Source organism: Bradyrhizobium sp. AZCC 1610 (assembly GCF_036924515.1).
Classification (GTDB): domain Bacteria; phylum Pseudomonadota; class Alphaproteobacteria; order Rhizobiales; family Xanthobacteraceae; genus Bradyrhizobium.
Window position 1 is genome coordinate 4,758,916 of record NZ_JAZHRR010000001.1, and the last position, 24,988, is coordinate 4,783,903.

The following is a 24,988-nucleotide window of genomic DNA, read 5'->3' on the forward strand; positions in this document are numbered from 1 at the left end:
CATCTGCTGAGACGGGTCTGGGCTGCAATGAACACTGCGAGCTCAGCTATCGCACGATGCAGGCCCTCAGATCATCGAGCGCTAGTTGGTCCCTCCTCCAAAAAAGGACCGTTTCAAAATCAACTGCTCAAACGGTTTCTCTCGCAAAGGAAAGTCGACCAAGTCGTTGGAGAAATCGCTCGAGCATTATTTGCTGGTCGAAGAGGCGCCGGCGGACGCGAAGGCGGGCAGCGGCGGCAAGCTCAACGTGGAAAACACTGAAGACCAGTCCGCTGGAGCTCAATATCTGATGGTGGCGGGCGGCTCGCCGAAGTTGAATGTTGCAAATACTCTGCTGCAGTAGCTTGGGTTCGCAAGTTGAGTATTTGGCAACGCTCAGCTGTTTTCGTTCCGCAAGACAGCTAGCCAGAAGCTTTCCCCTCTGAACTGATAAGCGAAGAGTGTTTCTTGTTGAGGACGACGGCGAGGCAACCTATCGACGCGGTGCACGATGTTGCCCTGCTCGCACAACTGATAGGGTTTGTGTAATTTCCTGTCGGCCTACGACTCTATTTGCGACCAAAGCTTATCGGTGAGCTCGGTCCTATTTACGTATCAAGGCGTACGAAGATAAGCGCTTCGCAGTGCCCCACGGCGATCCGTGAACGTTCTACACTTCGCGTCCATGGGTAGTCGCCAGCCGAGCTCGCTAAGTTGATTAGGTAGAATCGCGCTTCTGTGCTTTTGCCGGGGTTCGCTTGCCCGTATCCCTCGCGTCGTCGTTCTATTTCGCCAAGCGAAGTTTGATTATCAAGCGACGATGGGGTGCAGGCTGCGGACATCAGCAATGTCATTGTCATTCGCGTCAACCTCGCGACTCCGATATATCCGCCGCACCTGAACTCTCCCTCATCGTTGGCACGTTAGCGGTCATTTGCCGAGCGTCACCTTGATGCCGAGCCACACAGCTACGACAAAGCCTGTTGCGATGACCGTGACGACAGTCTTGAATGCATAGCTCTGTACCTGCTCGACGCCCCTACGCCAGCGCCGCAAGTGGTGAAGATCCGCGCGAAGCTCCTTGCGATCATCTTCGTCGATCCCGAAGGATGTCAGTGTCGTCGCGACGGCTTTGACAACCATTGCATCGATGTCGTCTCGACCAGTCCTTTGTTGTTCGGCCAGAGTCTCTGCGACGATGGCCCTGACATCCGCAGCCTGCACTCTAGTCATCGCTTGAAAATCCGAGCCACGTTCTCAAAACCTCGCTTGGTGAAATGGATGGACATCCCGTCAATCGTCTCGATGAACTGCTGCCGTGGAATTGGAGCTCCGCAGGGCCCGCCGCTGCCACAGCCTGAGCAAAGCCAGGCTCTCGCCAAACGGCGAACATGAGACCGCGGGCGGTTGCAATGGTCGTCCTTTGTAACGATATTGCCTGGCGGTCCATAATTACGGTGTGATGGGGATAAAGAGGTGACGCAGTCTTCCCGAAACGGAACGGATGCCAGGCTGCTCTCCGAAGCCGTTGCCGCGCTTCGTGAGTTGGTCGCACGCGCGCGAGACGCCAACGATCGGTCGTTCGACGATGGCCATTCGGTTGATGCCTGGAAAAGCGATGAACTCAGTGCCGCGATAGAACGTGCCGAAGCGGTGATCGCGAAAGCTGCCATTGCTGAGCCCCGTACAGAGTAGGAGCTCCCCGAGTCGGCGCATTGCCACCCGAGACGGCTAGGCTCGTCAAGACCCGACGTCATGTGCAGCCTCCGGACGCATACGAAAGGAGCGCTGCTTGTTTAGAGAAGTAGCAAAAAGGCGTAGGACGGAGTTGACTTTGCACGCCCGATTAGGAAGGCAAGATAAAAGCGACGATGTCGCGCCAGCCGCCGGTGATCGTAAGTGTTTGTCTGCGCATTGATTTTGATGACACAGCAGCGGCGCCGTATGAACCGGCATGGTGGCGCTCGAACTGAGAAGGCAACAAAATCAATGCTCCGGACGCCATCATTCGCAGCGGAGCGTCTCGTTGCGCGTGCATGTCGAGCCGTGATTGCATGGGAGAACACCGCCAAACTGACGGTCGCAATAAAGGCTCGCGCTGCAAGCAACCGGCTCCGCCGGTTTGCAGCCTTCACTGCACTCCGATGGCCGGCTCTCAACAAATTGCAGAAAATTCGACGAAACGGTTTCGATAAATTGAAACCGCCTTGGCCGATTGTCTTGTGAAATGAAAAGCCCGCCGCCGTTTCCGGCGCGGGCTCTATGATATCGGCGATGATGCCAATGTGCCCCTGATTTGCCCGACGCGTCAAGTGGCCAAGCAAACCAGGTTCAGCACAGCGACATCGAAAACAAGACCGTTGGGCTGTGGATGGCGCGACCTGCGGCCCAACCGAGCGCAAGGAGGCTATCGGATGTTTTTCGTTGCTGCGGTGCTCACGATTCTGTCGGGCTTGTTCTATGCGGCGGGCCGTCACGAGATCGGCTCGCTGGGTGTAGCGATGTGCCAATACGGCAGCCCGTTTTGCGACAATCCGCTGCTCGTACTGGTAGCTGCAGGGTTGGCTGCGTGCTGGGGCGCATTCGTCAGCGTGCGCTGACGCGTTCGTTTGGAAGCTTGCGGACCTCGGTGAGGATGCCGTTATGCCGGTGATTTGCCCGACGTGTCAAACGGCGCGCTTTACTGCCGCGCTGGGTTAACCGGATGAACGGGCTTTGGCACGGGTGGCTCAGGCTCCACCTGCAGCTTCGGTTCGGTCGGCATAACCTGCGCGCCGGCTGCCCGGGCAGCTTCGCCGGTGGAGCTGTAACTCGCCATAAAGGCCGGCTGTACCTTCGGCTTGTTCCATGGCCCATGGTCGAAAATCAGCATGCCGAGCACGCCGACAACCGCGACCGCAATCGCAACCTTCAGCGGCGCGCCACCACGTCGGCTCAAATAATCTTCTGTCAAGTCCTTCGCCATTTGAAAATCCGCTTTGATTTCCTCACGAGATTAAATCCCGACGATGAGGAAGGTTCCTGATCAGTTCAGCAAGGCGATGACTTCCGGGAACAAATGTCCTGGCTGCGTATTGTCAGGACGTTAGCCGTTGCCCGGCAAATGCCGAGCGACCAAGTGAGTTGTGGAACGTGAACATCGAAACCCCAGAGCCATCGCAGCCCGGCATGGCAGAACGCGCCATCGACACGGCGACCGATGTATCGCGCACGCTCACGGAAGTGTCAGCCGCGCTGCAGGCTGCGGTCGGGCGTCTCAGCGACGCGATCACGGCGGCACGGCAACCGGGAATGCCGCTCTCAACCATCAGTGCGATTACGCGCGAAGCGCCGCTCGCCAGCTTGTGCATCGCCTTTCTATTCGGTGTCGCGATCGGACGCCGCCGCTAGCACGCAGTCTCAGAACTTGCCTTTCGTCGAATCTTTCGCGGCCGATATGACGCCGCCGGTAATCTGGCGCATATGTTCACCGGCGTTGGTGAACTGGCTGCGCAGGAATTCAGACTGGATCCGCATCGCTTCCTGAAGGTCGGTCGCATGGACCAGCTTTCGGGCATGCTCGAACGCAGCCTTCATATTCTGCTCGGTAAACGATAGCGCCTGTTTGGAAATTTCCGTACCCGCACCGGGCATCGACGTCATGGACTTTCCGGCGGCATCGAAGAACATGCCGAACGCCTTTTCTGCCTGATCGATGGTTTTCTCGGCCAGATCGCGCAGCTCGGCCGGGACTTCGAGTTTCGGTTCAGTCATGGTCGCTTCTCCAATGTCGACCTTGGCAGGTTAGCACAATTCCCGGCTGCGTCTGCGCCGTAATGGACCGACGCACGGGCATGGATTTGGCGGCGGGGACCCGGGGCCGGCGCCATCTCAAGGAATGATTTCCTTTCCTCGCGACCCGTAGCCATACGGTGCGACGCCCGATTCCAATGGTGGCAACAGTGTGGCATAGTGATTCGGGTTAGGGATCGATTGTCGGTGGCGTTGCGTCTCTGGTTTTAAGTCTCTCTCGGGACATGGGGATAAAATGCTGCAAACTTTTCGACCGACGCCGACCTGCACGCGATTTCAAACCAGCATAGAAATGGCTTGCATGAAATGCGGCGCACAGATGCGGCTGGCGATGATCGAGCCGCGCGACCAGAATTACGACGTGTTGACCTACCGCTGCACGCCTTGCGACTCGGGCGAGAGCTTCTTGAAGGCGCGCTGACTACGACCCGTTCAGCACGGCCGTTCCGGCCGGCGTCAGCACGAGCCCTTCGTCGCGCACTTCGACCAGGCCGAGGCCTGTCAATGTCCTCAAATCTTCGTCGCTGACTGGAGACATTTTCAGCCGGCGAGCCTGGATATCCCGCAACGTCCAGCGAAGATCGATTGCCTTCTCGAGGCTGAATTGAGCGAAAGGATTTTCTGCCATTCGCTTGAGACTACTGGACCATGGAGATCAGACTCGTGTTTGGCGGCGCCGTCCTCGGCGCACCTGACAATGCGGAGATGTCCGCTGAGTTCCCCTGACGAGCGACCACTCCTGAAATGACAGGGCTGGCTTCAGGCGAAAGACCCCGCGAGGCCGCCCTTCTCAATAGCGATAGGGTTCGATTTCCAGCAGTGGAAAGGCGCTGAACACGCTCGGCAGATTCGTCGCGGTCGCCGCATGCAGGTAAGACTTGTCGAGTTCGGCAAAGCTGGTAACGCCAAGCAGCCCGAGACAGCGGATAACCTCATCTTCCAGCAGCTCCAGCATCCGCGCGATGCCGGCTTCGCCCGCGGCCGCGAGTGCCCAGCATTGCAGGCGGCCGATGCCGACCAGATCGGCGCCGGAAGCGATCGCCTTCACGATGTCGGTGCCGCGGCAGAACGAACCGTCAACCATGATCTTGGCGCGGCCGGCAACGGCGTCGACGATTTCCGGCAAGACGTGCATTGACCCTCGTCCGTGGTCGAGCTGGCGGCCGCCGTGGTTCGACACATAGATCCAATCCACGCCATGATCGAGCGCGATGGCTGCGTCTTCCGCAGTCGCAATACCCTTGATCACCAGCGGAATTTTATACTTGTCCTTGATCAGCTTCACCGTGCGCCATTCCAGCCCCTTCTGGAAGTCGCCGCCGGTGGCCCGGATGCGGCTTTCGCGGACATACCGCTTGGCGATATCGCGTTCTCGCCGGCTGTAATGCGCCGTGTCGACGGTCAGGCAGAACGCGGCATAGCCGTTATCGATCGTGCGACTGACAACGTCTTCGACAAAGGCGTCATCGCCGCGGACATAGAGCTGGAAAATGCGCAACGCGGCGGGCGCGGCCTTGGCGGTGGCCTCAAGCCCCGGTTCGGACACCGAACTCAACATGTGAGCGGCGCCAAACTGCCCCGCGCCGCGTGCGACGGCGGCGCCTGAATTGGGATCGAAAATCTCGAGCGCGCCGACCGGCGCAATCATAACAGGCAACCGCAGGCGGCGGCCGAAGACCTCGGTCGACCCGTCGACCTGAGCGACGTTCCGCAGCACCCGCGGCCGGAATGCAATCTCGTCGAGCGCCATGCGGTTACGGCGCATGGTGGTCTCCGTCTCCGAGGCGCCGACGATATAGTCCCATGCGTTCTGGTTGAGCCGGGAGCGGGCTTTTCGGATGAATTCATGGAGATTCTGGAATTCTTCACCGCTGGCGCCGAGTTCGACATTCCGCGTCGGCCGTAGGGGGGTCCCCTCATTCATGCTGTTTCTCTCCCGTTTGGCGGCACATTAGCCGCAGATAAATGGGAAAAGCTACCGCTTTGAAACGGGTTAGGCGTCGCGCAAACGCAAGGATGTTATTCGCTTGCGAGGTGCATCGGGTGGGGTGGAAGATTCCGCCCGCGAAACCTGGGAAGCAACCAGAAACGCCGCCATCACGGCCAGCACGCGATGAATCGCGATCTGCGCATCCAGCATGCCATGGCAGAAGATGTCGGCGCGGGAAACACCTCAGTAGAAGTGAACGGAATGATCAAACTGGATCAAATCGTCTGGCCTGCTTCGATTGCGCTGCGCATAAGACCGAACGCCAGTAGGCGAGCGAATCGAAGAACCTCGTTCGAGCGTTCGTGGGATCAACTGACTGCCCGAATGCGCGCGGGTTATACTCATTCGACGAAACGATTATGATTGCGTGCGAACGGACGGCCCGCTCCACCCTTACACCCGTCTCGCCTGAGCCGATGGTCCTTTCATCGAAAACAACGAACGGACGATCCCTCCCACCGACGTTGGGTTACGTGGCCCTCAGGGCGAACTGGCGAGCAGACCGCTCTCGCTAACCCCGGGCTCAATCCATCGTCCGATGCTAGGATTTTGGGCCCGATGCGGAGAATGGTCGCTCCATTCTCCGCATAATTTGCGGATAATAGCCTTGCGGATGCGGCAAATAACTGGCATATTCTCCGCAAAGGATGCGGATAATGCCGAATTATGTCCACCAACTACCTGATTGGCCTCACTTTTCCTGGGATTCGAACACCCTGGCAAAGCAGCTTGCCGCAGTTCGGCTGCGGCAGGGGCAGTTTATTGGCCGGATGCAGGGACTGGGCTTCCCCCAGCAGGAAGAAGCTGTCCTGACCAGCCTGACCGAAGAAGTCCTCAAGTCCAGCGACATCGAGGGAGAAAAGCTCGACAAGAACGCGGTGCGCTCATCGCTCGCGCGTCGCCTTGGCATGGACGCTGGTGCTTTGCCCTCCGCAGATCGCAACGTCGAAGGCATTGTCGAGATGATGCTCGACGCCACTCAGAAATTCAAAGCCGAGCTTACGGCGGAGAGACTCTTTGGCTGGCATGCGTCGCTCTTCCCGACGAGCCACAGCAACATGAAGAAGATCACCGTGGGAGCCTGGCGCGACGCGTCGGCAGGACCGATGCAGGTCGTCTCCGGCGATTACGGACGCGAACGCGTGCATTACGAGGCACCGACGGCGGAAAAGCTTGACGCCGAAATGACCGCGTTTCTCAATTGGTACAACACGGAGGAAAACATCGATCCGATCATCAAGGCCGCGATCGCGCATCTTTGGTTCGTGACCATCCACCCCTTCGAGGATGGCAACGGACGGATTGCGCGCGCCATCGCCGACATGTCGCTCGCCCGTTCCGAAGGAATCCCGCAACGCTTCTATAGCATGTCCGCCCAAATACGTGCGGAACGGAAAACTTACTACGACATGCTGGAGGGCACCCAGAAGGGCGACCTCAACGTCACGTCGTGGCTTGAGTGGTTCTTGGACTGTCTCGACCGCGCCTTTAGTGGAGCTAACACCATTCTCGCAGCCGTGCTCGAAAAGACGGAATTCTGGAAGCGGCATGCCGCCGCCAGGTTCAATGACCGGCAGCGCGATATGCTCAATCGTCTGCTGGACGGCTTCGAGGGAAAACTGACATCGAGCAAATGGGCAACAATCGAGAGGTGCTCGCCCGATACGGCCTTGCGCGACATTCAGAATCTCGTTGACCAGGGCATCCTCGCCAAGGACGAAGGCGGTGGCAGAAGCACGAGCTACTCCCTCGTCTCCGCTTGAATGCCTGCTCAGGCAGTATTGCCCGCCTTCCCGAAAGCCCCCGCCTCCGCCAGAGCTGCGATACGTCGCTCATCGTAGCCGAGGGTCTTTCGGAGCACTTCCCTGGTATGTTCGCCGAGCAGCGGCGCCGCCACGGGATCGACGGTTGGCGTCAAGCTCATCTGCAGCGGCGTTTCGATATTGGGGACGGCGCCTGCGGTTGGATGCGGAATCCGGCTGAGACGATGGCGGTCGCGCACTTCCGGCGCGTTGAAACCTTCCTCTACGGTGCGCAGATAGCCGACCGGTATGTTGGCCTTCTTCATCTTCGCCATCCAGTGCTCAAGGCTGTCGCTGGCAAAGATACCGGCGATGATGGCGCGCAACTTTTCCTTGTTGGCGGTTCGGTTTTTCCTGTGGGCGAACTCGGGATCGGTGACGAGGTCCGGCCGATCGAGCACGTCCACCACGAGCCGGCGGTACAGGCGGTCGTTGGCGCAGGCCATGTAAAGCGGTCCATCGGATGCCTGATAGACGCCGACGGTGGGCGAGCCGTTCGGCGAATTTCCGAAGCGGCCAGGATTCGCGCCGCTGACCAGATAGGCCATGCCGTAGAAACCGGTCATCGTCACGGCGGTGTCGATCAGCGCGACCTCGACCTGCTGGCCGCGGCCGAGCCGGTCGCGGGCGATCAGCGCCAAGAGGATCGCGTTGCATGCCGACATGCCCGTCGCCATGTCGACGATCGGCGGACCGGTCCGCACCGGCTCTCCATCCGGAAACCCGTTCAGCGACATGAAGCCGCTTTCGGCCTGCGTGATCGGATCGAAGCCCGGACGCAAAGCGAACTCCCCATTGCGGCCATAGGCCGAGATCGAACAATAGATCAGCTTCGGATTGGTCGGCGCAACGGAAGCATAGTCGAGCCCGAACTTCTTCATCACCCCGCCGGAGAAATTCTCAACGACAACATCCGCTTTCGCGATCAATTCGCGGGCGACTTCGAGCGCCGCAGGATTGTTGAAATCGAGCGCGATGCTGCGCTTGTTGCGATTGAGGCTGAGGAAGGCCGCGCTCTCGCCACCGATTTCCGCATGTTCGTAATGGCGGGTATCGTCGCCCCCGTCGGGGTTTTCGATCTTGATCACTTCGGCGCCGAAATCGGCCAGCGTTTGCGTGCAGGCCGGGCCGGCAACGACCCGGGTGAAATCGACGACCAGCAGACCATCCAGCGCAGTCGGTTCGCCCGTTACGCGCGGCGTTCGCTCCGGCAATTGCGGTCTGGCAGTCATCCCCGGCATTTCCTCTTGTTATTCTGCCTGGCGAAACGAAAGCTTTCGCCGCGACTTCAAGGCTTTCTTACCGGAACCAGACGGGTAAGGCCAAACCCCGATTTTGCAGGGCGGGACCTGCCGCTGACATAGCTCTTGAAGACGGCACGCGGCCATGGGGAATTGCTCTTCCATCCATGCTGCAGGCCCGGCCCGACGGTTACGGTACCCCAAAAAGAGCGCCGCCCGCCCCCGGTCTGATCCGGGAGCCGAGCGGCGCCTCATCGATGAGCGGGCGCCGCGAACAACGCCGCGCCGTTGCGACCCGTCTTTCCTACTCGGCGATCACCTCACCGGAGCCGCCAAGCTCGGCGGGAAAATCCTTTAGCTTGGGCAAGCCATCCCGCATCGGCAGCACCGTATCCGCGTAATTGACATGCACGCCGGGCGTGAAAGGGAGCGTCGGAAGGGTTGCGGCGAAGACATCAACCAGCCCGAGCGTCGGATGATTGGTCATCAGGTGGCCGCCGCACTCCGCGCAATACTTGCGCTGGCTCATCGGAGTCTTCTCGAACGTCGCGACGTGTTGCGCCCCCGCCGTGATCCGTACCGCTTCCGGCCTCCACAGGCTAAACGCGTTCACCGGTCCGCCGGACCACGAACGGCAGGAACTGCAATGGCAATAACCCATTCCTTCCGGCGGACCCGTGACCTGGACCTCCACTGCGCCGCAAAAACAGCTTCCAGTATGCTTCATCATTTTCTGTCTCCTTACAGATAATTGAGAAGTAACCAGGTCGGCCTGCGCCAGGGGAATAGCATGGAAACGCGCTCCCGGTAACGGCGATATTCGTCGCCGAACATGCCTACGAGATCGCGCTCTTCGAGCATGATACCGACGAAGATGTAGGCCGTGGTCACCGCCGCGAACAGCAGATGCCCGGCGCTCATGGTCGGGGTCGCCCAGAACGCGATGATGAAACCGAGATAGATCGGGTGCCGGACAAAACGGTAGAAGAACGGCGTCCGGAAGACGGGCGCCGGCATCTCGCGGCCTACGAGATTGTTGGCGACCTGATGTAGTCCGAACAGTTCGAAATGATTGATCAGGAAGGTGCTCGTGAACACGATCACCCAACCAATGAACGACAGTGTGACGATCACCACGGCCATTTCGGGCTCCTGCACGTTCCAGATGACGGCCGGCATCGGACGCCATTGCCAGAACAGCAACAGAAGCGTCAGGCTTGCGCACAGCACATAGGTGCTGCGCTCGACAGACTTCGGAATAAACTGCGTCCACCAGTGTTTGAACGATCTACGCGCCATGACGCTATGTTGAATGGCAAATAACGACATCAGAGCGAGATTGACGACGATTGCCTCGAATATCCCCGAACTCGCGCCGGTATCGATCGCCTTCGGCACGGCGAGCCCCGATACGAACCCGATGGCGTACAGAATCGTGAAACAGAAATGTGAGATAGGCCACACCGCCGAACAGAAATGCAGTGAATCTTAGTATTCGATTGCCCGGCATGGCCGGGCCGATGGCTTGGGTTTCCGTCATGAAATCGACTCCGCTACGGGAAATGGGCTTGCAACTCCCGGTTTTGGCAGGATGCACGGAGGATGGCGCCAGGACTTTGCCTAACGCTTGATCTCTTCATGAGGCGGACTTGATTGTTTCTTGAGAAAGGTGCGGTAGCGCACGTGAAATTCAACTTCGATTATTACATCCTGGACACCGATCGTCGCGAGCTGCGCCATGGCGGCGAACTGGTGGCGATGCAGCCGCAAGTATTCGACTTGCTGGTTCACCTGTTGAAACACCGCGATCGCGTGGTCAGCCGGGATGATCTCATTGCGCTGGTGTGGAGAGGACGGATCGTCTCGGACTCGACGCTGGACAGCCGGATCAACGCCGCTCGAAACGCGATCGGCGACAACGGCAAGGAACAGCGGCTCATTCGCACCATTCCCCGTAAGGGGATCCGCTTCGTCGGAGTCGTGAATGGGCCATGCGATGCACAGGCCGCGTCGCCGGTAGAAGCAGAACAACCTCGTTCGGTGTTAGCGCTGCCCAGCCAGCCGGCAATAGCCGTACTGCCGTTCGACAATATGAGCGGCGACCGCGAGCAGGAGTATTTTTCCGACGGGATCAGCGAGGACATCATCACTGCGCTGTCGAAATTGCGCTGGTTCTTCGTGATCGCGCGCAACTCGTCGTTTACCTACAAAGGCAAGGCGGTGCACATGAGGCAGGTCGCCGCCGAGCTCGGCGTGCGCTACGTGGTCGAAGGCAGTGTTAGAAGGAGCGGCGATCGCGTCCGCATCACAGCGCAGCTCAATGACACCGCGACCGGCAGCCACATCTGGGCGGAGCATTACGACCGCGAGCTGATCGACGTATTCGCCGTACAGGACGAGATCACCGACGCCATCGTCGCGGCGATCGAACCGCAGATTTACGCGGCTGAGAACTTTCGCAGCCGGCGCAAGCCGCCCAATAGCGTGGACGCGTGGGACCTGGTGATGCGGGCGCTGTCGCATCACTGGCGGGTGACGCGGCCTGACAGCCTCGCCGCGCAGGCGTTGCTGGAACGCGCGATTGCGATCGATCCGGGCTACGGCCAGGCGTTGGCCCTGTTCGCGACCAACCATATGTTCGGCGTGCATCTGGGCTGGACTGACCTTGCAACTGCGGCGCCCGCCGCCGAGCAAGCGGCATTGGCAGCCATTGCCGCCGATAGCGAGGATGCTTGGGCGCATACGGCGCTGGGCAGCGTGTATTTCTCCACGCGCCGGCTCGACCATTCGCTGGCCGAGTTCGAACTGGCGCTCCAGCTCAACCCGAATTTCTCGCTGGCGCAGGGGTACTATGCCCTGGCGCTGTCCTATACCGGCCGGTGGACGGATGCCTATGCGGCGACGCAACGCGCCATCCGCCAGAGCCCGCGCGATCCTTCTTCCGCGATCTATTACGGCGTTGCGGCCTACGCCCAGTTTGTCGGACGGAACTATCACCAAGCGATCGCTCTGGCGCGCGAGGCGACGCGTCAGCGCGGCGACCTCACCGGCGCCTATCGGGTGCTGACGGTCGCGGCCGGCATGACCGGCCAGATCGAACTCGCCCGGACCGCGCTTCAGGAGCTGCGCCGGACCCAGCCCAATATTTCGCTTGCCTGGATCGCGACGCAGTTGCCCTGGAAGCTCGACGCCGATCGCGAGCATTACCTCGAAGGCTTTCGCCGCGCCGGGCTGGAATGAACTGCGGCGACTGGTTCTGGATTACTGCTGCTTTTCCCAGAACGACAGCAATCCCTGCGAGGCCGAACCGCCGATCACACAGGGAATGCCGACCGCGACCTGCCCCAGCGCAGCCGCAGAGACACAACCGACCGCGACCGCGCCGACGCCGACCTGACCCCAGAAGCTGAGGTCGCGGCGGCTATCGGAGCCCTTGGTCTTGAGTTCATCCACGGCAGCGAGCGCATCCTTGCGCAGGGCTGCGATCTGCACCGTGTCCGCTGCCTCGACCACTTCGGCGAGCGGCGCCTTGACCGCCGCCGGTTGCCTTGCAAGTTCGTTGCGGAGATAGTTGCGCAAACCGGCGTCGCGGATCGCGTAGCTTGCCAGCGTGTAGCGCGCCATGCTTCCGACCGTCAGTTTGTCGATCGTGTCGCGGCTCTTGCTCCACGGCAGCATCTGGATGATGCGCTGGATGGGTGCATGCGAGCCGGTCGCAAAATAGTAGCCCCACAGCGTATCCAGCAAATCCTGGTTGCTCGCGAATGTGAGCGTCGTGTTTAACTTGCGCTCGTCCTTGGCAAAGGGATTCTTGGTGAATGCTCCGCGCAGCTTGTCCATCACGCCGGGCTTCACCTCCTCCAGTGGGATGTCGGTCAAGGTCGGCAGCTTGCCCGCCAGGTAGCTGTCGATCATGACCCGCCGGCCCGGCATTCGTGGCGCAACCCGGCGCAGAACGTTTCTCCAGTCGGGCAGCCCCGAATAGGCGATGGCACGGACGATCACCCATTCGTCTTCCGGTCGGACGGGAAAGAAACTGGCAATGAGCTGCTCGGCCTTGGCCGGGTTCGAGCCGATCGCACCGGCGATAAAGCCGAGATAGATTCCGGCGTTCTCAGGTTCCTTGAACGTCTGCGAATGAAACAGTACGCGCACGGCTGCCGGGATATGGGCATAGTCCGGCTTGGCCCGGTAGTTATAGATCCATTGCTGGACCACGCCGAGCGAAGCGCGCGGATCGACCTCCGGCGTCTTCTCTGCGTGCGCCGGCTGAATCAGCATGAACGCGGCGGCGACGAAAGCTGCATAACGCATGTGATGCTCCTGCGAGCGCAGACGCATGCGCGGTCAGTGCGCGAACGTCCTGGGCTCTCTCGATGGCGAAGCATGAAGCGCGCATTGCGACAATTCTGAGAAAGTTCGCATTACGAGAAGACGTCCAAATTGTGGCGCATCACGAGAGCCTCGCCCGCAACTCACCTTATCCCAGACATTTTTTTGCCCCGCGCGGGCAATTCGATCTTAACCGATCAACAGGAGTCCGGCGGGACGTGAGGATCAGACGCATCACGCTGCGCAACCGATCGTCCCGATCGGGGCTAGCTGCTTGCCGGCTAGCCGGCGCCCTCGGCTTGATTTTCGCGGCGTCTGCCGTCGCTCAATCCGCACCGCCATCACCGGGATCGGTTATCGTCGAAGGGAATCGCCGCGTCGATGCCGAGACCGTACGCTCCTACTTCCACGCAGCGCCCGACGGGCATTTCGACGACGCCGCGCGTGACGCGGCGTTGAAAGCGCTGATCGCAACGGGCCTGTTCGATAAGGTTTCGATCGAACGCGCCGGCGAGCGACTTGTAGTGCATCTGTCCGAAGCGCCCGTGCTCGACCGCGTCGCATTCGAAGGCAACAAGAAGGTCAAGGACACCGACCTTGCCGCTACCGTCGAATCCAAACCGCGCGGCTCGCTGCAACGCGCCGCCGTGCAGGCTGACGTCGGCCGCATCATCGAGTCGTATCGCCGTGTCGGCCGCACCGAGGTCAAGGTCGATCCGCAAATCATCGACCGCGGCAATGGCCGGGTCGATCTCATCTACGCCATAACGGAGGGAGCAAAAACCCCGGTGCGGCAGATCGACTTCACCGGCAACAAGGCCTTCGGCAAACGGCAGCTCAGCGCCGTGATCAAGACCTCCGCCACCCATATGCTGAGTTTTCTAACCGGCGGTAACGTCTACGATCCCGACCGCGTCGCGCAAGACCAGGAACAGCTGCGCCTTTACTACCGCAGCAAGGGTTATGCCGATGTCAGCGTCTCATCGGCAAAGACCGAGTATGATCCGGCGGCGAAGGGTTTTACGCTCAGCTTCGCAATCGATGAGGGCCCGCTCTATCACTTCCGGGAAGTCAGCGTCGCCTGCAACGTTCCGGGCATGGATTGCGACAAGCTTCGTGCCGTCCCTACCGCCCACCCGGGCGCCGTGTTCGACGGCAACGCCCTCGACAAGACCACCGAGCTTCTGGCCATCGAAATGGCAAAGCTCGGCTATCCCTTTGCCCAAGCGACCCCTCACCTCACGCGCGATGCCGCCGCGCAACGCATCGACGTCGCCTTCGTGATCGATCAAGGGCCTCGCACCTATGTCGAGCGGATCGAGATCCATGGCAATACGCGCACCCGCGATTACGTGATCCGGCGCGAATTCGACATCGCGGAAGGCGATCCCTACAACAAGACGCTGATAGACCGGGCCGAACGACGTTTGAAGAATTTGAACTACTTCAAGACGGTGAAGATATCGAACAGGCCGGGCTCGGCGCCGGATCATGTTATCCTCGATGTCGAGGCAGTTGACCAGGCGACCGGCGATTTCAACGTCGCCGGGGGTTACTCGACCACCGACGGCGCGCTCGTCGAGGTCAAGGTGGGCGAGCGCAATTTCTATGGCACGGGCAAGAACGTCCAGGCCGCCTTCACTTACGGCCAATATGCGCGTGGCATCAATCTGGCCGCGTCCGAACCCTATTTTCTCGGCACCAAGGTCGCGGCCGGCATCGAGCTTTTCGGCCGCCAGAACGACGCCAATAGCTACCAATCCTATGGCAGCACGACCTATGGCGCGAGACTGCAGCTCGGTACGCCGATCAACGAGCAACTCGGCGTGCAGTGGCGTTACTCGATCTACAATCAAAACATCACGCTTTCGCCGAACGCTTCGGGCCTGACGCCCTCGCTCGCCGTCCGGCAGGCGGCGGCCGCCGGTCCGACCTGGGTCTCCGCCCCCGGCAGTACGACAACCTACAGCACACTGGACAACACAAAGAGCCCGACCAGCGGAATCAGGTCGCAGCTCAGCCAGGATCTGGCGGGACTTGGCGGCGACGTAAAGTTTCTGAAGACCACGGAAGACGTCCGCTACTACAAATCGCTCAGTAGCGACCTGGTTGGCATGGTTCGCGCCCAGGGCGGCTACGTCACCGGTTGGGGTGGCCAGCAGGTGCCGCTGATGAACAATTTCTTCGGCGGCCCGACCATGGTGCGTGGATTTGCCCCCAACGGATTCGGCCCACGCGACCTGACGCCGGGCACCACGATGGATAATGTCGGCGGCAGCGCCTATTGGGCAACGACCGCCGAACTGCAGAGCGCGATCCCCGGCGTACCCAACGAATACGGGCTCAGGGCCACGGCCTTCGTCGATGCCGGCAGCGTATTCCGCTACAGCGGATCGACGGCATCGCTTCAGGTCGCCAACAAGAATGTCGTTCGCTCGTCGATCGGCGCAGGCCTGACCTGGGCCTCGCCGTTCGGCGCATTGACCGTCGACTACGCCGTTCCGCTGACCAAGGCTGCCTATGACGTGGTGCAGCCTCTGCGATTCAGCGCGGGAGGCTTTTGACGGGAACGGGATGCTCCGTCGCGAACCCATACAGCAGCGCCAGCCGGTCGAGGCATTCGCGGAATCGTCTTGAAAAATAGTCGCTCCAGCGTTTGGTACACAGGCCCCTTCGCTGGCCGATCTGCTCCATGGTCAGACCCTGGACCAGGACATCATGCACCAGCGCCGAGCCATCCGCGCCAAGCTCGCGTTCGGCCCGGTTCAACCGCAGCACGGCCTTGCGCTGGCCCTCGGTGATCGGTTCGCGGCTCTGCCCGCCATCGACATATTCCCGGGTCGGGTCGACCGCGCGCGGTCCGCGCTCGGCCTTCTCCCAGTCGCTCTGGAACGCACGTCCGGCCTGATACTGCGCCTCGTCGATCTGGCGGTGGGAATGCAGGCGAGCGAGCGGATCGTTGCGGATAGAACGCAGGGCCACGATCTTATCACCCGGCTCCAACGCCAGGGGATTATCGACCTCGACGGTTGCAACTTCGGCCTTGCGTAACAAGTCGCGGGACCTTCGGTCATGCGCCTTGGCGGGATTGTGCGGCTTTCGGCGTTTGGCTCTCGGCATCTGAGGGGCTCCTTGAAGCAGTGGAATTCGGTCGCGACCGGCAGCTCTATTCGGTTGCAGGCCCTATTCGATTGATGCGTCCGATATCTCGTCGCGCAGCAATTCCGACAATTCGTCCCGACGGCCGCAGCCCACCGGCTGAAGTCCGATCAGCGCACGCAGATGAGCGATGCGATGGCGGCGCGGTAGCGGTTTCAGCCTGTCGGCCACGCATGTAACAGCGGCGCTCTTCATGCCGCCACCACGCGCAGTGAAACGGTGCTCGCTCACCGCGCGTTCTGCGGGCACGATCAGATCGCGGCTCAGATGAAAATGCGGCGTGCAATAACTCGAGCCCGGACGGCGCGGATGACCGCAGAAGGTGATGGCCTCGCCCTCTTCATCGCCGCCGTAGGGATAGCGGCAGTCGCCGCGCTCCAAGTCGATCAGGGAGAGATGTCGCGGTTCAAGCGGCACGCAGCGCAGCTTGACCGGCTTGATCGCTTTGAACACCGGCGTCGGCCAGGGAAGCGCAAGCGTCCTGAAATCGCTGGGACGGGGTTCAGCGATCTCATGCAGCTCGGCAGGCTTGGTGGGCATCGATGGTTGCTGGCGATCGTCCGGTCCCAGCCCCAGGCGCCGGGCGCGCCCGAGCGCAGCACTGCGAGAGTAGGAAGTATTGAATCGTGAATTGATCGCTCGCGTAGCCTCCGAAAAGGTCATGCCTTTGGCAATAAAGTCCCGCAGCGCGTCCGAGTGCTCGGGCGCCCAGTTCGACAGTTCCATTTGTTGTCCTTGCTCTTGTCAACGCCGCCCGACGCCGGCAATCAATTTCTGATATTCCGAAATGAAAGTCAAGCTTGATTTCGGATAATCGGAACTGCTATCGTTTCCGAAATTCGGAAAGGTCTGACCATGCTGGACATCAGGTTGATCGAACGGGGCCTGGAGAAGCCGGGCAAGACCAAGGGTGGATTGGCGACGGCAATGGGCGTTCGCCCCGGCGCGGTTTCCGAGATCCTGTCCGGAATACGCCTGATCAAGGCGTCCGAAATCGCGCCGATCATCGACTATCTCGAACTGAACTCGGTGCCGATCATGGGCCGCGTCGGCGCTGGCGCCTCGATCGAGCCTGAGCATGAGCAGGTGCCGCCGGAAGGCCTCGGCGAGGTCGAACTGCCCTTCCCGATCGCCGAAGAGACCATCGCCTTCGAGGTCTCCGGCGATTCCATGCTGCCGAAGTACGAGAATGGCGATATTATTGTGGTCTATCGCGAGCAGCGCCATCCGCTGTCGAGCTTCTATGGCGAGGAAGCTGCAGTCCGCCTGAAGACCGGTGAGCGTTATCTGAAGACGATCGAGAGGGGAAAATCTCAGACCTCGGTCAACCTCACGAGTTTCAATGCCAAGCCGATCACCGGCGTAAAGCTGGAATGGATCGGGGAGATCTGCGTCACCCTGCCCAGGGGCCAGATCGAACGATTGCGTAACAAGGCGGCAGCCCGGGTTCGCAAGGCGACAAGGACTGCGGGCGGCCGCACGCCGGACAAATAGGATCACCGTTGCGATTTCCGAATCGGCTGATTCTATCGATGTCCGCGACTGCCTTGCCGTCCCCTCGCGGCCGACACTTCTGTTTTTCCGAATTTTTACTTGACCAATTTCCGTTTTTCAGAAATACTGACATCGTCGATACCGACGCACGGGATGAGGTCAGATCGCCAGCATGCAATATTTCGTCGTGATGATCGACTACGGCCGTCGCGGTCGCGAGGCCATCGTCGACCCGGAAATCACAAGGCGCGAGGTCATCTCCCGGGTCGCGTCGGGTGAATACAGGAATATCAGCTTCATCCATGAAATCGCGGATTGCTCGGTCGAGGATATCACCGCCGAGATTCTCAGCGAGGCCGCCCTGCCCGAGATCGGTGCGACGGGCGCCGATCTGCAAGCCAACTGTTTCGACCATATCCGCGATCTTCGCAAGCACGAGAGAGCGTGATCGCGTTCGGTCACTCTATTCCCTCAAAACATTGTGATTGTTGGGCGGGCTTTAATCGCCGACAACTTGCTTAATTATTCTTCACGCAAAGTCTATTCCGGCTGAGCGGACGGTCGCGTTATGTTGCGATTCGATTCCTCCGACTGCAAAGTTCTTAATCTGCAAATGTATCCGTCAATGAAGGCTGAGCTCGCTGCGCGCGACGGCGATCTCCGACTCTGTCTCCTGCTTGGTCTCGCGGCTTGGTTCCTCTTTCTGGATCATGTCCCGCACAATGCGGTCAGCCTGCTGACCATGCGCAATTTCGGGTTCAGCGGCGCCACCGACGTGTTCGTGTTCATAGGCGGCTATACGGCCGCAATCCTCTATGGAAGGATGATGCTGGAGCGCGGGTTCGTCGTGACGGCAACCCGTATCTTCAAGCGGCTGTGGCAGCTTTACGCCGCCTATATCGTCCTATTCGTGATCTATATCGATCTGATCGGATATGTCGCGCGCAAGTCGCGTGCATCCGAACTCATTGGTGATTTCAACGTCACGGGAATCGTCGACCATACGATCCGGACCCTGATTCACGGACTGCTGCTGCAGGCCAAGCCGCTCAACCTCGATGTGCTGCAACTGTTCATCGTATTGATGGCGGTCTTCCCGCTCGTTCTGTTCGGCATGGTCCGCCGGCCGAACGTCACCATGGCGGGGTCGATCGGTCTCTACTTTGCGGCCTGTCAGTTCGACTGGAATCTGGCCTCGTTTCCGGATGGACGGTGGTATCTCAACCCGTTCTGCTGGCAGCTCCTGTTTGTGCTTGGCGCCTGGCTTGCGTTGAGTGGCGCCGATCAAATGCGGGCTATAGGTACGCTTCAGAAGGTCCCGGTTCTGCGGGCCGCGGCGTGGCTGTATCTGCTCTTTGCTCTGGTGGTGACGGTGGCAGGGAAATTTCCCCAGGCCGGCATCGTCCCGGATCTCCTGCGCGATGCCTTTCTTCCCAACGACACGGAAAACCTCGCCCCTCACAGGGTACTTCACTTTCTCGCGCTGGCTTTTCTGTTTGCCTATGTGGTGCCGCGAGACTGGTCCGGTTTCCGATGGCAGACGTTGCAGCCGGTCATCAAATGTGGCCAGGAATGGCTGTCGGTCTTTTGTGTTGGGGTATTTCTTTCGTTTGCCGGACACCTTGTCCTGATCACGGGCCCGGATTCGCTCGCCATGCATGTCCTGGTCAGCTTTGCCGGGATTTTGATCATGACGGGCGTGGCCTACTACGTGTCGTGGTCCAAACGGCAAGATCACAAGCCGGCATTCCAGACGGAGGCAATGACGGGGTTACCTGCACCCGCCCCTCAATCTGCGGGGAATGCCCCTTTCAACCGCGCCTCACTCGCGCCCAGCATGGCTGCGTCGAGCCTTCCCTCGACCGATGCCGCCACGGCGCAGGTGAAGATGCGATAGAACTGCGCCCCGTCGAAGGCGACCAGCAGCAGATCGACACCGGCATTGAGCGCCTCGACCACTGCCGTACAGACATCGCGTTGGTAGATCGCTCCCATCACGAGATCATCGGTCATGACGACGCCTTGATAATTCCATTTCTTGCGAACGATGCCGTCGACGACCCGTTTGGAATGCGACGCCGCACGGTCCGGATCAACCGAGGTCAGCGTCACATGCCCGATCATCAGTTGCGCTTTTGAGCCAGCCAGCACCTTCCTGAAGGGAATCCAGTCCGACGCTTCGAGTTCGTCCAGGGGCGTATCCAAATCGGCGCTGAAGTGATGGGTATCGGTTCGTACGCGTCCGAGCCCTGGAAAATGCTTCACCGTCGCGCCGACGCCTGACGCTTCCAGGCCGTTGACGTAAGCCCGCGCGATATCGGCGACGACAGCCGGATCATCGGAAATCGCGCGTTGGCCGATCAGCGTGTTGAAGTCGAGCCGGTTGCGCTTCAGTTCGGGGCGTAAATCCAGCACCGGCGCAAGGTTCAGGTTGACGCCGAGCGCCGCAAGCTCCTGCCCGTGAATACGCCCGAACGCCTCCGCCTTCTCCGCGCGAACATCCGGCGCCAGGCTCGCAAGCGTCGATAGCGCCGGCAGCTTGGTCAGGGGCGGCGCCAGATGCGATACGATGCCGCCTTCCTGGTCGGCCGCAACGATCAGCGGCGGCAGGCTAGCAGCGCGCCGCCTTCCCTGCAGCGCCGCAATCTCTTCCGTCAGACGCGCCGCCGACGATCCCACGACATTGTGCTTGGTGATGTAGATGCCGGAGATCAGGCCCTTCTCGGCGAGAGCCGACACCTCTGAAAATGACGAGTATCCAACAACAAAATGTCGCCCAAGGCTTCGCGCCGGTGTGGCGTCGATCTGCAAGACGCTCCGCTTGCGCCATTCAAACGAAGCATGCGCTCCGAGCATCGACAGCGATGGCAGGCACCATAGCAGAATGAGCAACCGTCCGGCGATACCTCGCCACCAATAGCCGCGACGGATGAGGACCACCACCGCGATGATGCTCGCTGCCGCCAGAACAATATTTCCCGGCCCGCGCAGCGAAATCAGATAGGGATCGTTCTTGTTGGCTGCAGCGAAAATGAAGACGGCTCCGGCGAACCAGATCAGGACGAGGCCAATACGTTTGAGAATTTGCATGAAAATGTACGGGGTTTGCGCGAGGAGGTCGAACGAGACCATTGCCCGTATCAAACTCGTCTCGCCGACGCGAGCGCATAACAACGCCTGCACGGAAACTGCATAAAAATCCTGAACTCTTGCAGACGGCGCTCCAAGCAACTGCACACCGGCGTCAGATAGTTCGTCCTGCAAACTGGGGCGATCATCGAATGCCTATTCCCACAAGACTGGCTAATGACGGGTGGTGGCTATGCGAGCGCCCCGCACCGGCGCTGGTTTGCAAATCTCTCCTCCAGACAGGTAGCGCAATAATGGCCGATTTCACCACGCCGGCCTCCAATGCCAGTTTCGTTCGGGAAGGCACCTTTCCCGTCAAGGCAGCCATTGTTCTCGCGCTGGCTACACTGGCCGACTGGCTGTTCTACGGACAAGGCATTGGAATATCGGCGGCCATCTTTGCGGTCGCCGTAGCCAGCGGCTCGCTGCTCACCAACCTCGCAACTTTGAACCGAAAGCAGGTGCTGCCGGCAGGCGCTCTCCTGCTGGTCGCCCTCTTCCCCGCCATCGAGGAATTCAACGTCGCGTCTCTGACGTTCATGGTGTTAGCTCTCGGCGTAGGCCTGCTGCTGACGACCAATCGCGATCGGCATGGTCTCGGCGAGCGAGCCGCGGCGTTATGCGATCTTTATCTGGTCGGCCCGTTCCGATTTTTCCGCGATGCCATCGGTGCGTTCAATCTACCAGCACTGAAGACCGGGTTTGCCGTGTGGTTCATTCCCATCGTTCTCGGCGGCATCTTCGTGTTTTTGCTGGTATCGGCCAATCCATTGCTCGAGAAGTGGATCAGCCTGCTGAACCTGGGTAACACGGCCTCTTACGTGAGTCTCGGACGCGTACTGTTTTGGACTGTGGCGCTGTCGATCGTATGGCCTTTTATCCACGTCCGGTGGAGCGGCACGCGGAAGATGCCGGCAGGCATGGCCGAAGCGGCAGCATTGGCGCAGGGAATACCATCGGGCCAACACGACTTCTTCGGTGTTGCGACGATCCTGCGTTCGCTGATCCTGTTCAATTTGCTGTTCGCCGTTCAAACCGTTCTTGACGTGGCCTATCTCTGGGGCAACGCGACCTTGCCCGCCGATATCAGTTACGCCTCATATGCGCATCGAGGCGCCTATCCCCTCATCGTCACGGCGCTGTTGGCGGCGGGTTTCGTTCTGGTCGCCATGAGGCCAGGTGGCCCGGCCGAGCAATCGAGGGGGATCCGGCCGCTGGTTTATCTGTGGGTGGCGCAAAATGTCCTGCTGGTGATGTCATCGATCCTGCGCCTCGATCTCTATGTTCAAATCTACCTGCTGACCTGGTGGCGCGTCGCGGCTTTCATCTGGATGGTTCTGGTCGAGTTGGGGCTCGTGCTCATCGTCGCCCGCATCGTTCTTAACCGCTCGAATGACTGGCTGATCCGCGCCAACCTCATCACCCTGACGGCAACGCTCTACGCCTGCTCGCTGATCAATTTTGCCGCCATCATCGCCGACTACAATGTCAGCCACAGCCGCGAAGCCGTAGGCAAGGGAGTGTGGATCGACATGAACTATCTGTTTTCCCTCGGACCGCAAGCATTGCCGGCTATCGACCGGGCTATTGCCCTTCGCGGGTTCGATCCCACCCTTGTTTCCCGCCGTGGTTGCCTTGTAGAACAGCAAGTGAAAGCGACGGCTTGGCGCTCCTGGAGCTTTCGAAGCTGGCGCCTCCAGCGCGCCCTGGGCGCCCAACCGAAGAGTACGACAACAGGCTAGTTCGACCGCAGGCCAATGGCGCCAGGAGAGACGTTTGACGCACCGCATTCTCATCGTTGACGACGACCTGCACATACGCGAGGTCATCCGTGTTGCACTGAAGAAGGCCGGAATGACTGTCTTCGAGGCGCGCGACGGCAAGGAAGCATTGACCCGCTTTGCCGCCGACAGGCCGGATCTGATGATTCTGGATATCGGCATGCCGGAATTCGACGGCCTGGATGTCTGCCGGGAAATCAGAAAGTCCTCGGACGTTCCGATCCTTTTTCTCTCCGCCCGCGACGACGAGATCGATCGCGTACTGGGCCTGGAAATCGGCGGTGACGATTATGTCACCAAGCCGTTCAGCCCGCGCGAACTCGTAGCCAGGGTGAACGTCATCCTCCGTCGCATGGCGTCGCGCGGGCAGGATGCAAAGGCGTCCATAGCCGCGCTATCGCAAGGCCGGCTGTCCGTCGACCCCGAACAGCACATTGCCGAGTTTGCGGGCACCCCGCTGCGGCTGACGGCCATCGAGTTCGGAATCCTCAGGGCATTTCTGACACGGCCGACGCTCGTGTTCAGCCGCGAGCAGATCATGAGCGCCGCCTATCAGCTCAACATTCAGGTGTCGGACCGCACCATCGACAGCCACATTCGCAATATCCGCGCCAAGCTGTCCGCCGTGAACTGCGACAATGTCATCGAAACCATTCACGGCGTCGGCTTCAAGCTCGGGCGATGCGAGCCGCTGGCATGATAGCGCGCGCACGCGAGAAATGGCGACCGTCATTGGGACTGGTCATCTTCGCCATGCTCGCCTCGGTGGCGACGCTGCCCTTGGTCGGATTGTTCTTCTTCCGCCTCTACGACAACCAGCTCATCCATCAAACCCAGGCCGAACTGATCGCCCAAAGCCGTGTGCTGGCGGCGGTCTATGCGCGCGAGGTGGAAGCCCGACTCGCTGACGGCATAGCGCTCGGCGCTGAAATTCCGACCGACGCACGCCCTGACCGGGAAGACCAGCTAACGCCGATCCGACCCGCCCTCGATCTTGCCGCCGGCGCCGATCTGCTCCGGCGGCGGCCAAATGCCCTTCCGGCAAGCGCGCCTGCGTCGCCGCCCTATGTCGAGATCGGCACGCGGCTGATGCCGATCATCCTGGAAACGCAGAAAGTCACGCTGGCCGGCTTCCGGATCCTCGATCCCCGCGGCATCGTTATCGCCGGCCGTGACGAGGTCGGCCAATCGCTCGCCCATATCGAGGAAGTGGCCACAGCGCTACGGGGACAATACCGGGCAGCCCTGCGAATTCGCAAGCCCGACAAGCCCCCGCCTCCGATCTACTCGATCAGCCGCGGCGTCGGCGTGCACGTATTTTCGGCGATGCCCATCATCGTCAACAACCACGTGGCGGGTGTCATCTATACGTCGAGAACGCCGAGCAACATCTTCGACCATTTCTATCAGGAGCGCCGCAAGTTCATTCTGGCAGGACTTACGGTCGTTATGGCGACGATCGCCATCGGTCTGATCTTCTCCCGAACCATCACCCGCCCAATGCGCGAGCTGGTCGATCGCGCCGCGCGCATCGGCCGCGGCGATCGCGACGCATTTCGGCCGCTCGCCCATTACGGCACGCGCGAGTTCGCCCAGTTATCGCACAGCTTCCTCGACATGGCCGAGCAATTGGCGCGGCGGTCGGATTACATCGCGACCTTTTCGGCGCACCTCACACATGAATTGAAGTCGCCGCTGACATCGATCAAGGGCGCCGTTGAATTGCTGCTGGATTCGCTGCAAAGCAAATCCGACAATCTTACGCGGATGGAACAGAAGAATTTCATATCGAACATTCTGGGCGACACCGGGCGCCTGGAAGCCATGACCCAGCGGCTGCGTGAACTGGCGCGCGCCGAGGCCGCGCCGCAGAACGAGCAATCCGAATTGTCACAGGTGGTCGGAGGGTTGAAGAGCCGATTCCCGACACGAGCAATCGAGGCAACCGGAAGCCTCGAGCGCCCAATCGGGATGTCCAGCGAAAAAGCGCTGATCGTGTTGTCGCATCTGACCGACAACGCCATCCGTCACAACGCGAAGACTGTGCGGCTCGAAGCGACCGAGGAAGATGGATCCGTCAGGATGACGGTCAGTAATGATGGCGATCCGATATCCGAAGCAAATCGGGAAAAGATCTTCGATGCCTTCTTCACCACACGCCGCGATACAGGCGGCACGGGAATGGGGCTGGCCATCGTCCAGGCCGTTATGACCAGCCACGCCGGATCGATCCGGCTACTGCCGTCCGATCAGGGCGTTGCGTTTGAGCTCTTGTTCCCGGCTGCCTAG

General features: G+C 60.3%; 25 protein-coding genes and 1 pseudogene. 13 read left to right on the forward strand and 13 right to left on the reverse strand.

Translation table 11 applies throughout. The features are described 5' to 3' along the window. The first annotated feature begins 166 nt into the window (after positions 1-166). Positions 167-343, forward strand: a complete 177-nt coding sequence (locus V1279_RS23595; RefSeq protein ID WP_334440695.1) for a hypothetical protein — start codon at positions 167-169, stop codon at positions 341-343. A gap of 566 nt (positions 344-909) precedes the next feature. Here the strand turns inward: V1279_RS23595 and V1279_RS23600 are convergent. Then, positions 910-1,203, reverse strand: coding sequence for a hypothetical protein (locus tag V1279_RS23600; RefSeq protein WP_442894806.1), 294 nt, complete (start codon positions 1,201-1,203; stop codon positions 910-912). A gap of 252 nt (positions 1,204-1,455) precedes the next feature. On the opposite strand from V1279_RS23600, the gene V1279_RS23605 reads away from it, so the two are divergent. Next, complete coding sequence (locus V1279_RS23605; RefSeq protein WP_334440701.1) at positions 1,456-1,674, forward strand: hypothetical protein; 219 nt, start codon at positions 1,456-1,458, stop codon at positions 1,672-1,674. Positions 1,675-1,825: 151 nt separating this feature from the next. On the opposite strand, the gene V1279_RS23610 is transcribed toward V1279_RS23605, so the two are convergent. Further along, positions 1,826-2,035 carry a hypothetical protein gene (locus V1279_RS23610; RefSeq protein ID WP_334440704.1) on the reverse strand — a complete coding sequence of 70 codons (210 nt, stop codon included), beginning with the start codon at positions 2,033-2,035 and terminating at the stop codon, positions 1,826-1,828. A 358-nt stretch (positions 2,036-2,393) separates the two neighbouring features. Between V1279_RS23610 and V1279_RS23615 the strand changes: the two genes are divergently transcribed. Beyond that, positions 2,394-2,579 (forward strand): hypothetical protein, encoded by a 186-nt coding sequence (locus tag V1279_RS23615; protein ID WP_057840332.1) that lies wholly within the window; start codon positions 2,394-2,396, stop codon positions 2,577-2,579. An 80-nt stretch (positions 2,580-2,659) separates the two neighbouring features. On the opposite strand, the gene V1279_RS23620 is transcribed toward V1279_RS23615, so the two are convergent. After that, positions 2,660-2,944 carry a hypothetical protein gene (locus tag V1279_RS23620; RefSeq protein WP_334440708.1) on the reverse strand — a complete coding sequence of 95 codons (285 nt, stop codon included), beginning with the start codon at positions 2,942-2,944 and terminating at the stop codon, positions 2,660-2,662. Positions 2,945-3,147: 203 nt separating this feature from the next. On the opposite strand from V1279_RS23620, the gene V1279_RS23625 reads away from it, so the two are divergent. Beyond that, positions 3,148-3,369, forward strand: coding sequence for a hypothetical protein (locus V1279_RS23625; protein WP_442894908.1), 222 nt, complete (start codon positions 3,148-3,150; stop codon positions 3,367-3,369). 9 nt (positions 3,370-3,378) lie between these two features. Here V1279_RS23625 and V1279_RS23630 read toward each other — a convergent pair whose 3' ends face one another. From V1279_RS23630 to V1279_RS23640, 3 genes are all read right to left on the reverse strand, one after another. Further along, on the reverse strand, positions 3,379-3,732 hold the full coding sequence (locus V1279_RS23630) for a phasin (RefSeq protein ID WP_334358789.1): 354 nt from the start codon (positions 3,730-3,732) through the stop codon (positions 3,379-3,381). A gap of 460 nt (positions 3,733-4,192) precedes the next feature. Next, complete coding sequence (locus tag V1279_RS23635) at positions 4,193-4,399, reverse strand: hypothetical protein (RefSeq protein ID WP_334440714.1); 207 nt, start codon at positions 4,397-4,399, stop codon at positions 4,193-4,195. Between the two features lie 162 nt (positions 4,400-4,561). Then, positions 4,562-5,695 carry an alpha-hydroxy acid oxidase gene (locus V1279_RS23640; RefSeq protein WP_334440717.1) on the reverse strand — a complete coding sequence of 378 codons (1,134 nt, stop codon included), beginning with the start codon at positions 5,693-5,695 and terminating at the stop codon, positions 4,562-4,564. 722 nt (positions 5,696-6,417) lie between these two features. On the opposite strand from V1279_RS23640, the gene V1279_RS23645 reads away from it, so the two are divergent. Continuing rightward, a complete protein-coding gene (locus V1279_RS23645) occupies positions 6,418-7,524 on the forward strand; it encodes a Fic family protein (protein WP_334440719.1) in 1,107 nt (368 codons plus the stop codon). Positions 7,525-7,532: 8 nt separating this feature from the next. On the opposite strand, the gene V1279_RS23650 is transcribed toward V1279_RS23645, so the two are convergent. The 3 genes and pseudogenes from V1279_RS23650 to mddA form a co-directional block, all read right to left on the reverse strand. Beyond that, positions 7,533-8,795 (reverse strand): CaiB/BaiF CoA transferase family protein, encoded by a 1,263-nt coding sequence (locus V1279_RS23650; RefSeq protein ID WP_334440721.1) that lies wholly within the window; start codon positions 8,793-8,795, stop codon positions 7,533-7,535. Positions 8,796-9,108: 313 nt separating this feature from the next. Beyond that, a complete protein-coding gene (locus V1279_RS23655) occupies positions 9,109-9,531 on the reverse strand; it encodes a GFA family protein (RefSeq protein ID WP_334446547.1) in 423 nt (140 codons plus the stop codon). 14 nt (positions 9,532-9,545) lie between these two features. Next, a pseudogene (gene mddA / locus V1279_RS23660) lies at positions 9,546-10,344 on the reverse strand (methanethiol S-methyltransferase). Positions 10,345-10,487: 143 nt separating this feature from the next. Between mddA and V1279_RS23665 the strand changes: the two are divergent. After that, positions 10,488-12,044 carry a winged helix-turn-helix domain-containing tetratricopeptide repeat protein gene (locus V1279_RS23665; protein ID WP_334440724.1) on the forward strand — a complete coding sequence of 519 codons (1,557 nt, stop codon included), beginning with the start codon at positions 10,488-10,490 and terminating at the stop codon, positions 12,042-12,044. A 21-nt stretch (positions 12,045-12,065) separates the two neighbouring features. Here the strand turns inward: V1279_RS23665 and V1279_RS23670 are convergent, their stop codons facing one another. Then, positions 12,066-13,118: a hypothetical protein gene (locus V1279_RS23670; protein ID WP_442894807.1), complete on the reverse strand. Its 1,053-nt coding sequence runs from the start codon at positions 13,116-13,118 to the stop codon at positions 12,066-12,068. Positions 13,119-13,354: 236 nt separating this feature from the next. On the opposite strand from V1279_RS23670, the gene bamA reads away from it, so the two are divergent. Further along, positions 13,355-15,700, forward strand: coding sequence for an outer membrane protein assembly factor BamA (bamA, locus tag V1279_RS23675; protein WP_334440727.1), 2,346 nt, complete (start codon positions 13,355-13,357; stop codon positions 15,698-15,700). Here bamA and V1279_RS23680 read toward each other — a convergent pair. Both V1279_RS23680 and V1279_RS23685 read right to left on the reverse strand, forming a co-directional pair. Then, complete coding sequence (locus V1279_RS23680) at positions 15,681-16,256, reverse strand: DUF6456 domain-containing protein (protein WP_334440730.1); 576 nt, start codon at positions 16,254-16,256, stop codon at positions 15,681-15,683. The two genes, bamA and V1279_RS23680, sit on opposite strands and share 20 nt — an antisense overlap. Before the next feature lie 63 nt (positions 16,257-16,319). Further along, positions 16,320-17,021, reverse strand: coding sequence for a GcrA family cell cycle regulator (locus V1279_RS23685; RefSeq protein ID WP_334440734.1), 702 nt, complete (start codon positions 17,019-17,021; stop codon positions 16,320-16,322). 129 nt (positions 17,022-17,150) lie between these two features. Between V1279_RS23685 and V1279_RS23690 the strand changes: the two genes are divergently transcribed. The 3 genes from V1279_RS23690 (at position 17,151) to V1279_RS23700 (ending at position 19,686) form a co-directional block, all read left to right on the forward strand. After that, positions 17,151-17,789 carry a S24 family peptidase gene (locus V1279_RS23690; protein WP_334440736.1) on the forward strand — a complete coding sequence of 213 codons (639 nt, stop codon included), beginning with the start codon at positions 17,151-17,153 and terminating at the stop codon, positions 17,787-17,789. 172 nt (positions 17,790-17,961) lie between these two features. Continuing rightward, positions 17,962-18,237: a hypothetical protein gene (locus tag V1279_RS23695; RefSeq protein WP_334440737.1), complete on the forward strand. Its 276-nt coding sequence runs from the start codon at positions 17,962-17,964 to the stop codon at positions 18,235-18,237. Between the two features lie 165 nt (positions 18,238-18,402). Further along, the gene (locus tag V1279_RS23700) at positions 18,403-19,686 is read left to right on the forward strand and encodes an OpgC domain-containing protein (RefSeq protein ID WP_334440739.1); all 1,284 of its coding nucleotides are present in this window, start codon (positions 18,403-18,405) and stop codon (positions 19,684-19,686) included. Here the strand turns inward: V1279_RS23700 and V1279_RS23705 are convergent. Continuing rightward, positions 19,578-20,879, reverse strand: coding sequence for a glycoside hydrolase family 3 N-terminal domain-containing protein (locus tag V1279_RS23705; RefSeq protein ID WP_334446551.1), 1,302 nt, complete (start codon positions 20,877-20,879; stop codon positions 19,578-19,580). The two genes, V1279_RS23700 and V1279_RS23705, sit on opposite strands and share 109 nt — an antisense overlap. A 293-nt stretch (positions 20,880-21,172) precedes the next feature. Between V1279_RS23705 and V1279_RS23710 the strand changes: the two genes are divergently transcribed. From V1279_RS23710 to V1279_RS23720, 3 genes are read left to right on the forward strand one after another with little or no spacing between them, the layout of a single operon-like run. Further along, complete coding sequence (locus tag V1279_RS23710; protein ID WP_334440742.1) at positions 21,173-22,660, forward strand: DUF4153 domain-containing protein; 1,488 nt, start codon at positions 21,173-21,175, stop codon at positions 22,658-22,660. Positions 22,661-22,694: 34 nt separating this feature from the next. Then, on the forward strand, positions 22,695-23,399 hold the full coding sequence (locus V1279_RS23715; protein WP_334440745.1) for a response regulator transcription factor: 705 nt from the start codon (positions 22,695-22,697) through the stop codon (positions 23,397-23,399). After that, positions 23,396-24,988, forward strand: a complete 1,593-nt coding sequence (locus V1279_RS23720) for an ATP-binding protein (protein ID WP_442894808.1) — start codon at positions 23,396-23,398, stop codon at positions 24,986-24,988. Before V1279_RS23715 ends, V1279_RS23720 begins: the two co-directional genes overlap by 4 nt.

What these genes read in the sequence shown, in the direction of transcription:
- V1279_RS23610 (WP_334440704.1), bottom strand. Translation starts at nt 2,035, where the DNA reads ATGCAATCACGGCTCGACATGCACGCGCAACGAGACGCTCCGCTGCGA.
- V1279_RS23615 (WP_057840332.1), top strand. Translation starts at nt 2,394, where the DNA reads ATGTTTTTCGTTGCTGCGGTGCTCACGATTCTGTCGGGCTTGTTCTAT.
- V1279_RS23620 (WP_334440708.1), bottom strand. Translation starts at nt 2,944, where the DNA reads ATGGCGAAGGACTTGACAGAAGATTATTTGAGCCGACGTGGTGGCGCG.
- V1279_RS23625 (WP_442894908.1), top strand. Translation starts at nt 3,148, where the DNA reads ATGGCAGAACGCGCCATCGACACGGCGACCGATGTATCGCGCACGCTC.
- V1279_RS23630 (WP_334358789.1), bottom strand. Translation starts at nt 3,732, where the DNA reads ATGACTGAACCGAAACTCGAAGTCCCGGCCGAGCTGCGCGATCTGGCC.
- V1279_RS23635 (WP_334440714.1), bottom strand. Translation starts at nt 4,399, where the DNA reads ATGGCAGAAAATCCTTTCGCTCAATTCAGCCTCGAGAAGGCAATCGAT.
- V1279_RS23640 (WP_334440717.1), bottom strand. Translation starts at nt 5,695, where the DNA reads ATGAATGAGGGGACCCCCCTACGGCCGACGCGGAATGTCGAACTCGGC.
- V1279_RS23645 (WP_334440719.1), top strand. Translation starts at nt 6,418, where the DNA reads ATGCCGAATTATGTCCACCAACTACCTGATTGGCCTCACTTTTCCTGG.
- V1279_RS23650 (WP_334440721.1), bottom strand. Translation starts at nt 8,795, where the DNA reads ATGACTGCCAGACCGCAATTGCCGGAGCGAACGCCGCGCGTAACGGGC.
- V1279_RS23655 (WP_334446547.1), bottom strand. Translation starts at nt 9,531, where the DNA reads ATGAAGCATACTGGAAGCTGTTTTTGCGGCGCAGTGGAGGTCCAGGTC.
- V1279_RS23670 (WP_442894807.1), bottom strand. Translation starts at nt 13,118, where the DNA reads ATGCGTTATGCAGCTTTCGTCGCCGCCGCGTTCATGCTGATTCAGCCG.
- V1279_RS23680 (WP_334440730.1), bottom strand. Translation starts at nt 16,256, where the DNA reads ATGCCGAGAGCCAAACGCCGAAAGCCGCACAATCCCGCCAAGGCGCAT.
- V1279_RS23685 (WP_334440734.1), bottom strand. Translation starts at nt 17,021, where the DNA reads ATGGAACTGTCGAACTGGGCGCCCGAGCACTCGGACGCGCTGCGGGAC.
- V1279_RS23690 (WP_334440736.1), top strand. Translation starts at nt 17,151, where the DNA reads ATGCTGGACATCAGGTTGATCGAACGGGGCCTGGAGAAGCCGGGCAAG.
- V1279_RS23695 (WP_334440737.1), top strand. Translation starts at nt 17,962, where the DNA reads ATGCAATATTTCGTCGTGATGATCGACTACGGCCGTCGCGGTCGCGAG.
- V1279_RS23700 (WP_334440739.1), top strand. Translation starts at nt 18,403, where the DNA reads ATGTATCCGTCAATGAAGGCTGAGCTCGCTGCGCGCGACGGCGATCTC.
- V1279_RS23705 (WP_334446551.1), bottom strand. Translation starts at nt 20,879, where the DNA reads ATGCAAATTCTCAAACGTATTGGCCTCGTCCTGATCTGGTTCGCCGGA.
- V1279_RS23710 (WP_334440742.1), top strand. Translation starts at nt 21,173, where the DNA reads ATGGCCGATTTCACCACGCCGGCCTCCAATGCCAGTTTCGTTCGGGAA.
- V1279_RS23720 (WP_442894808.1), top strand. Translation starts at nt 23,396, where the DNA reads ATGATAGCGCGCGCACGCGAGAAATGGCGACCGTCATTGGGACTGGTC.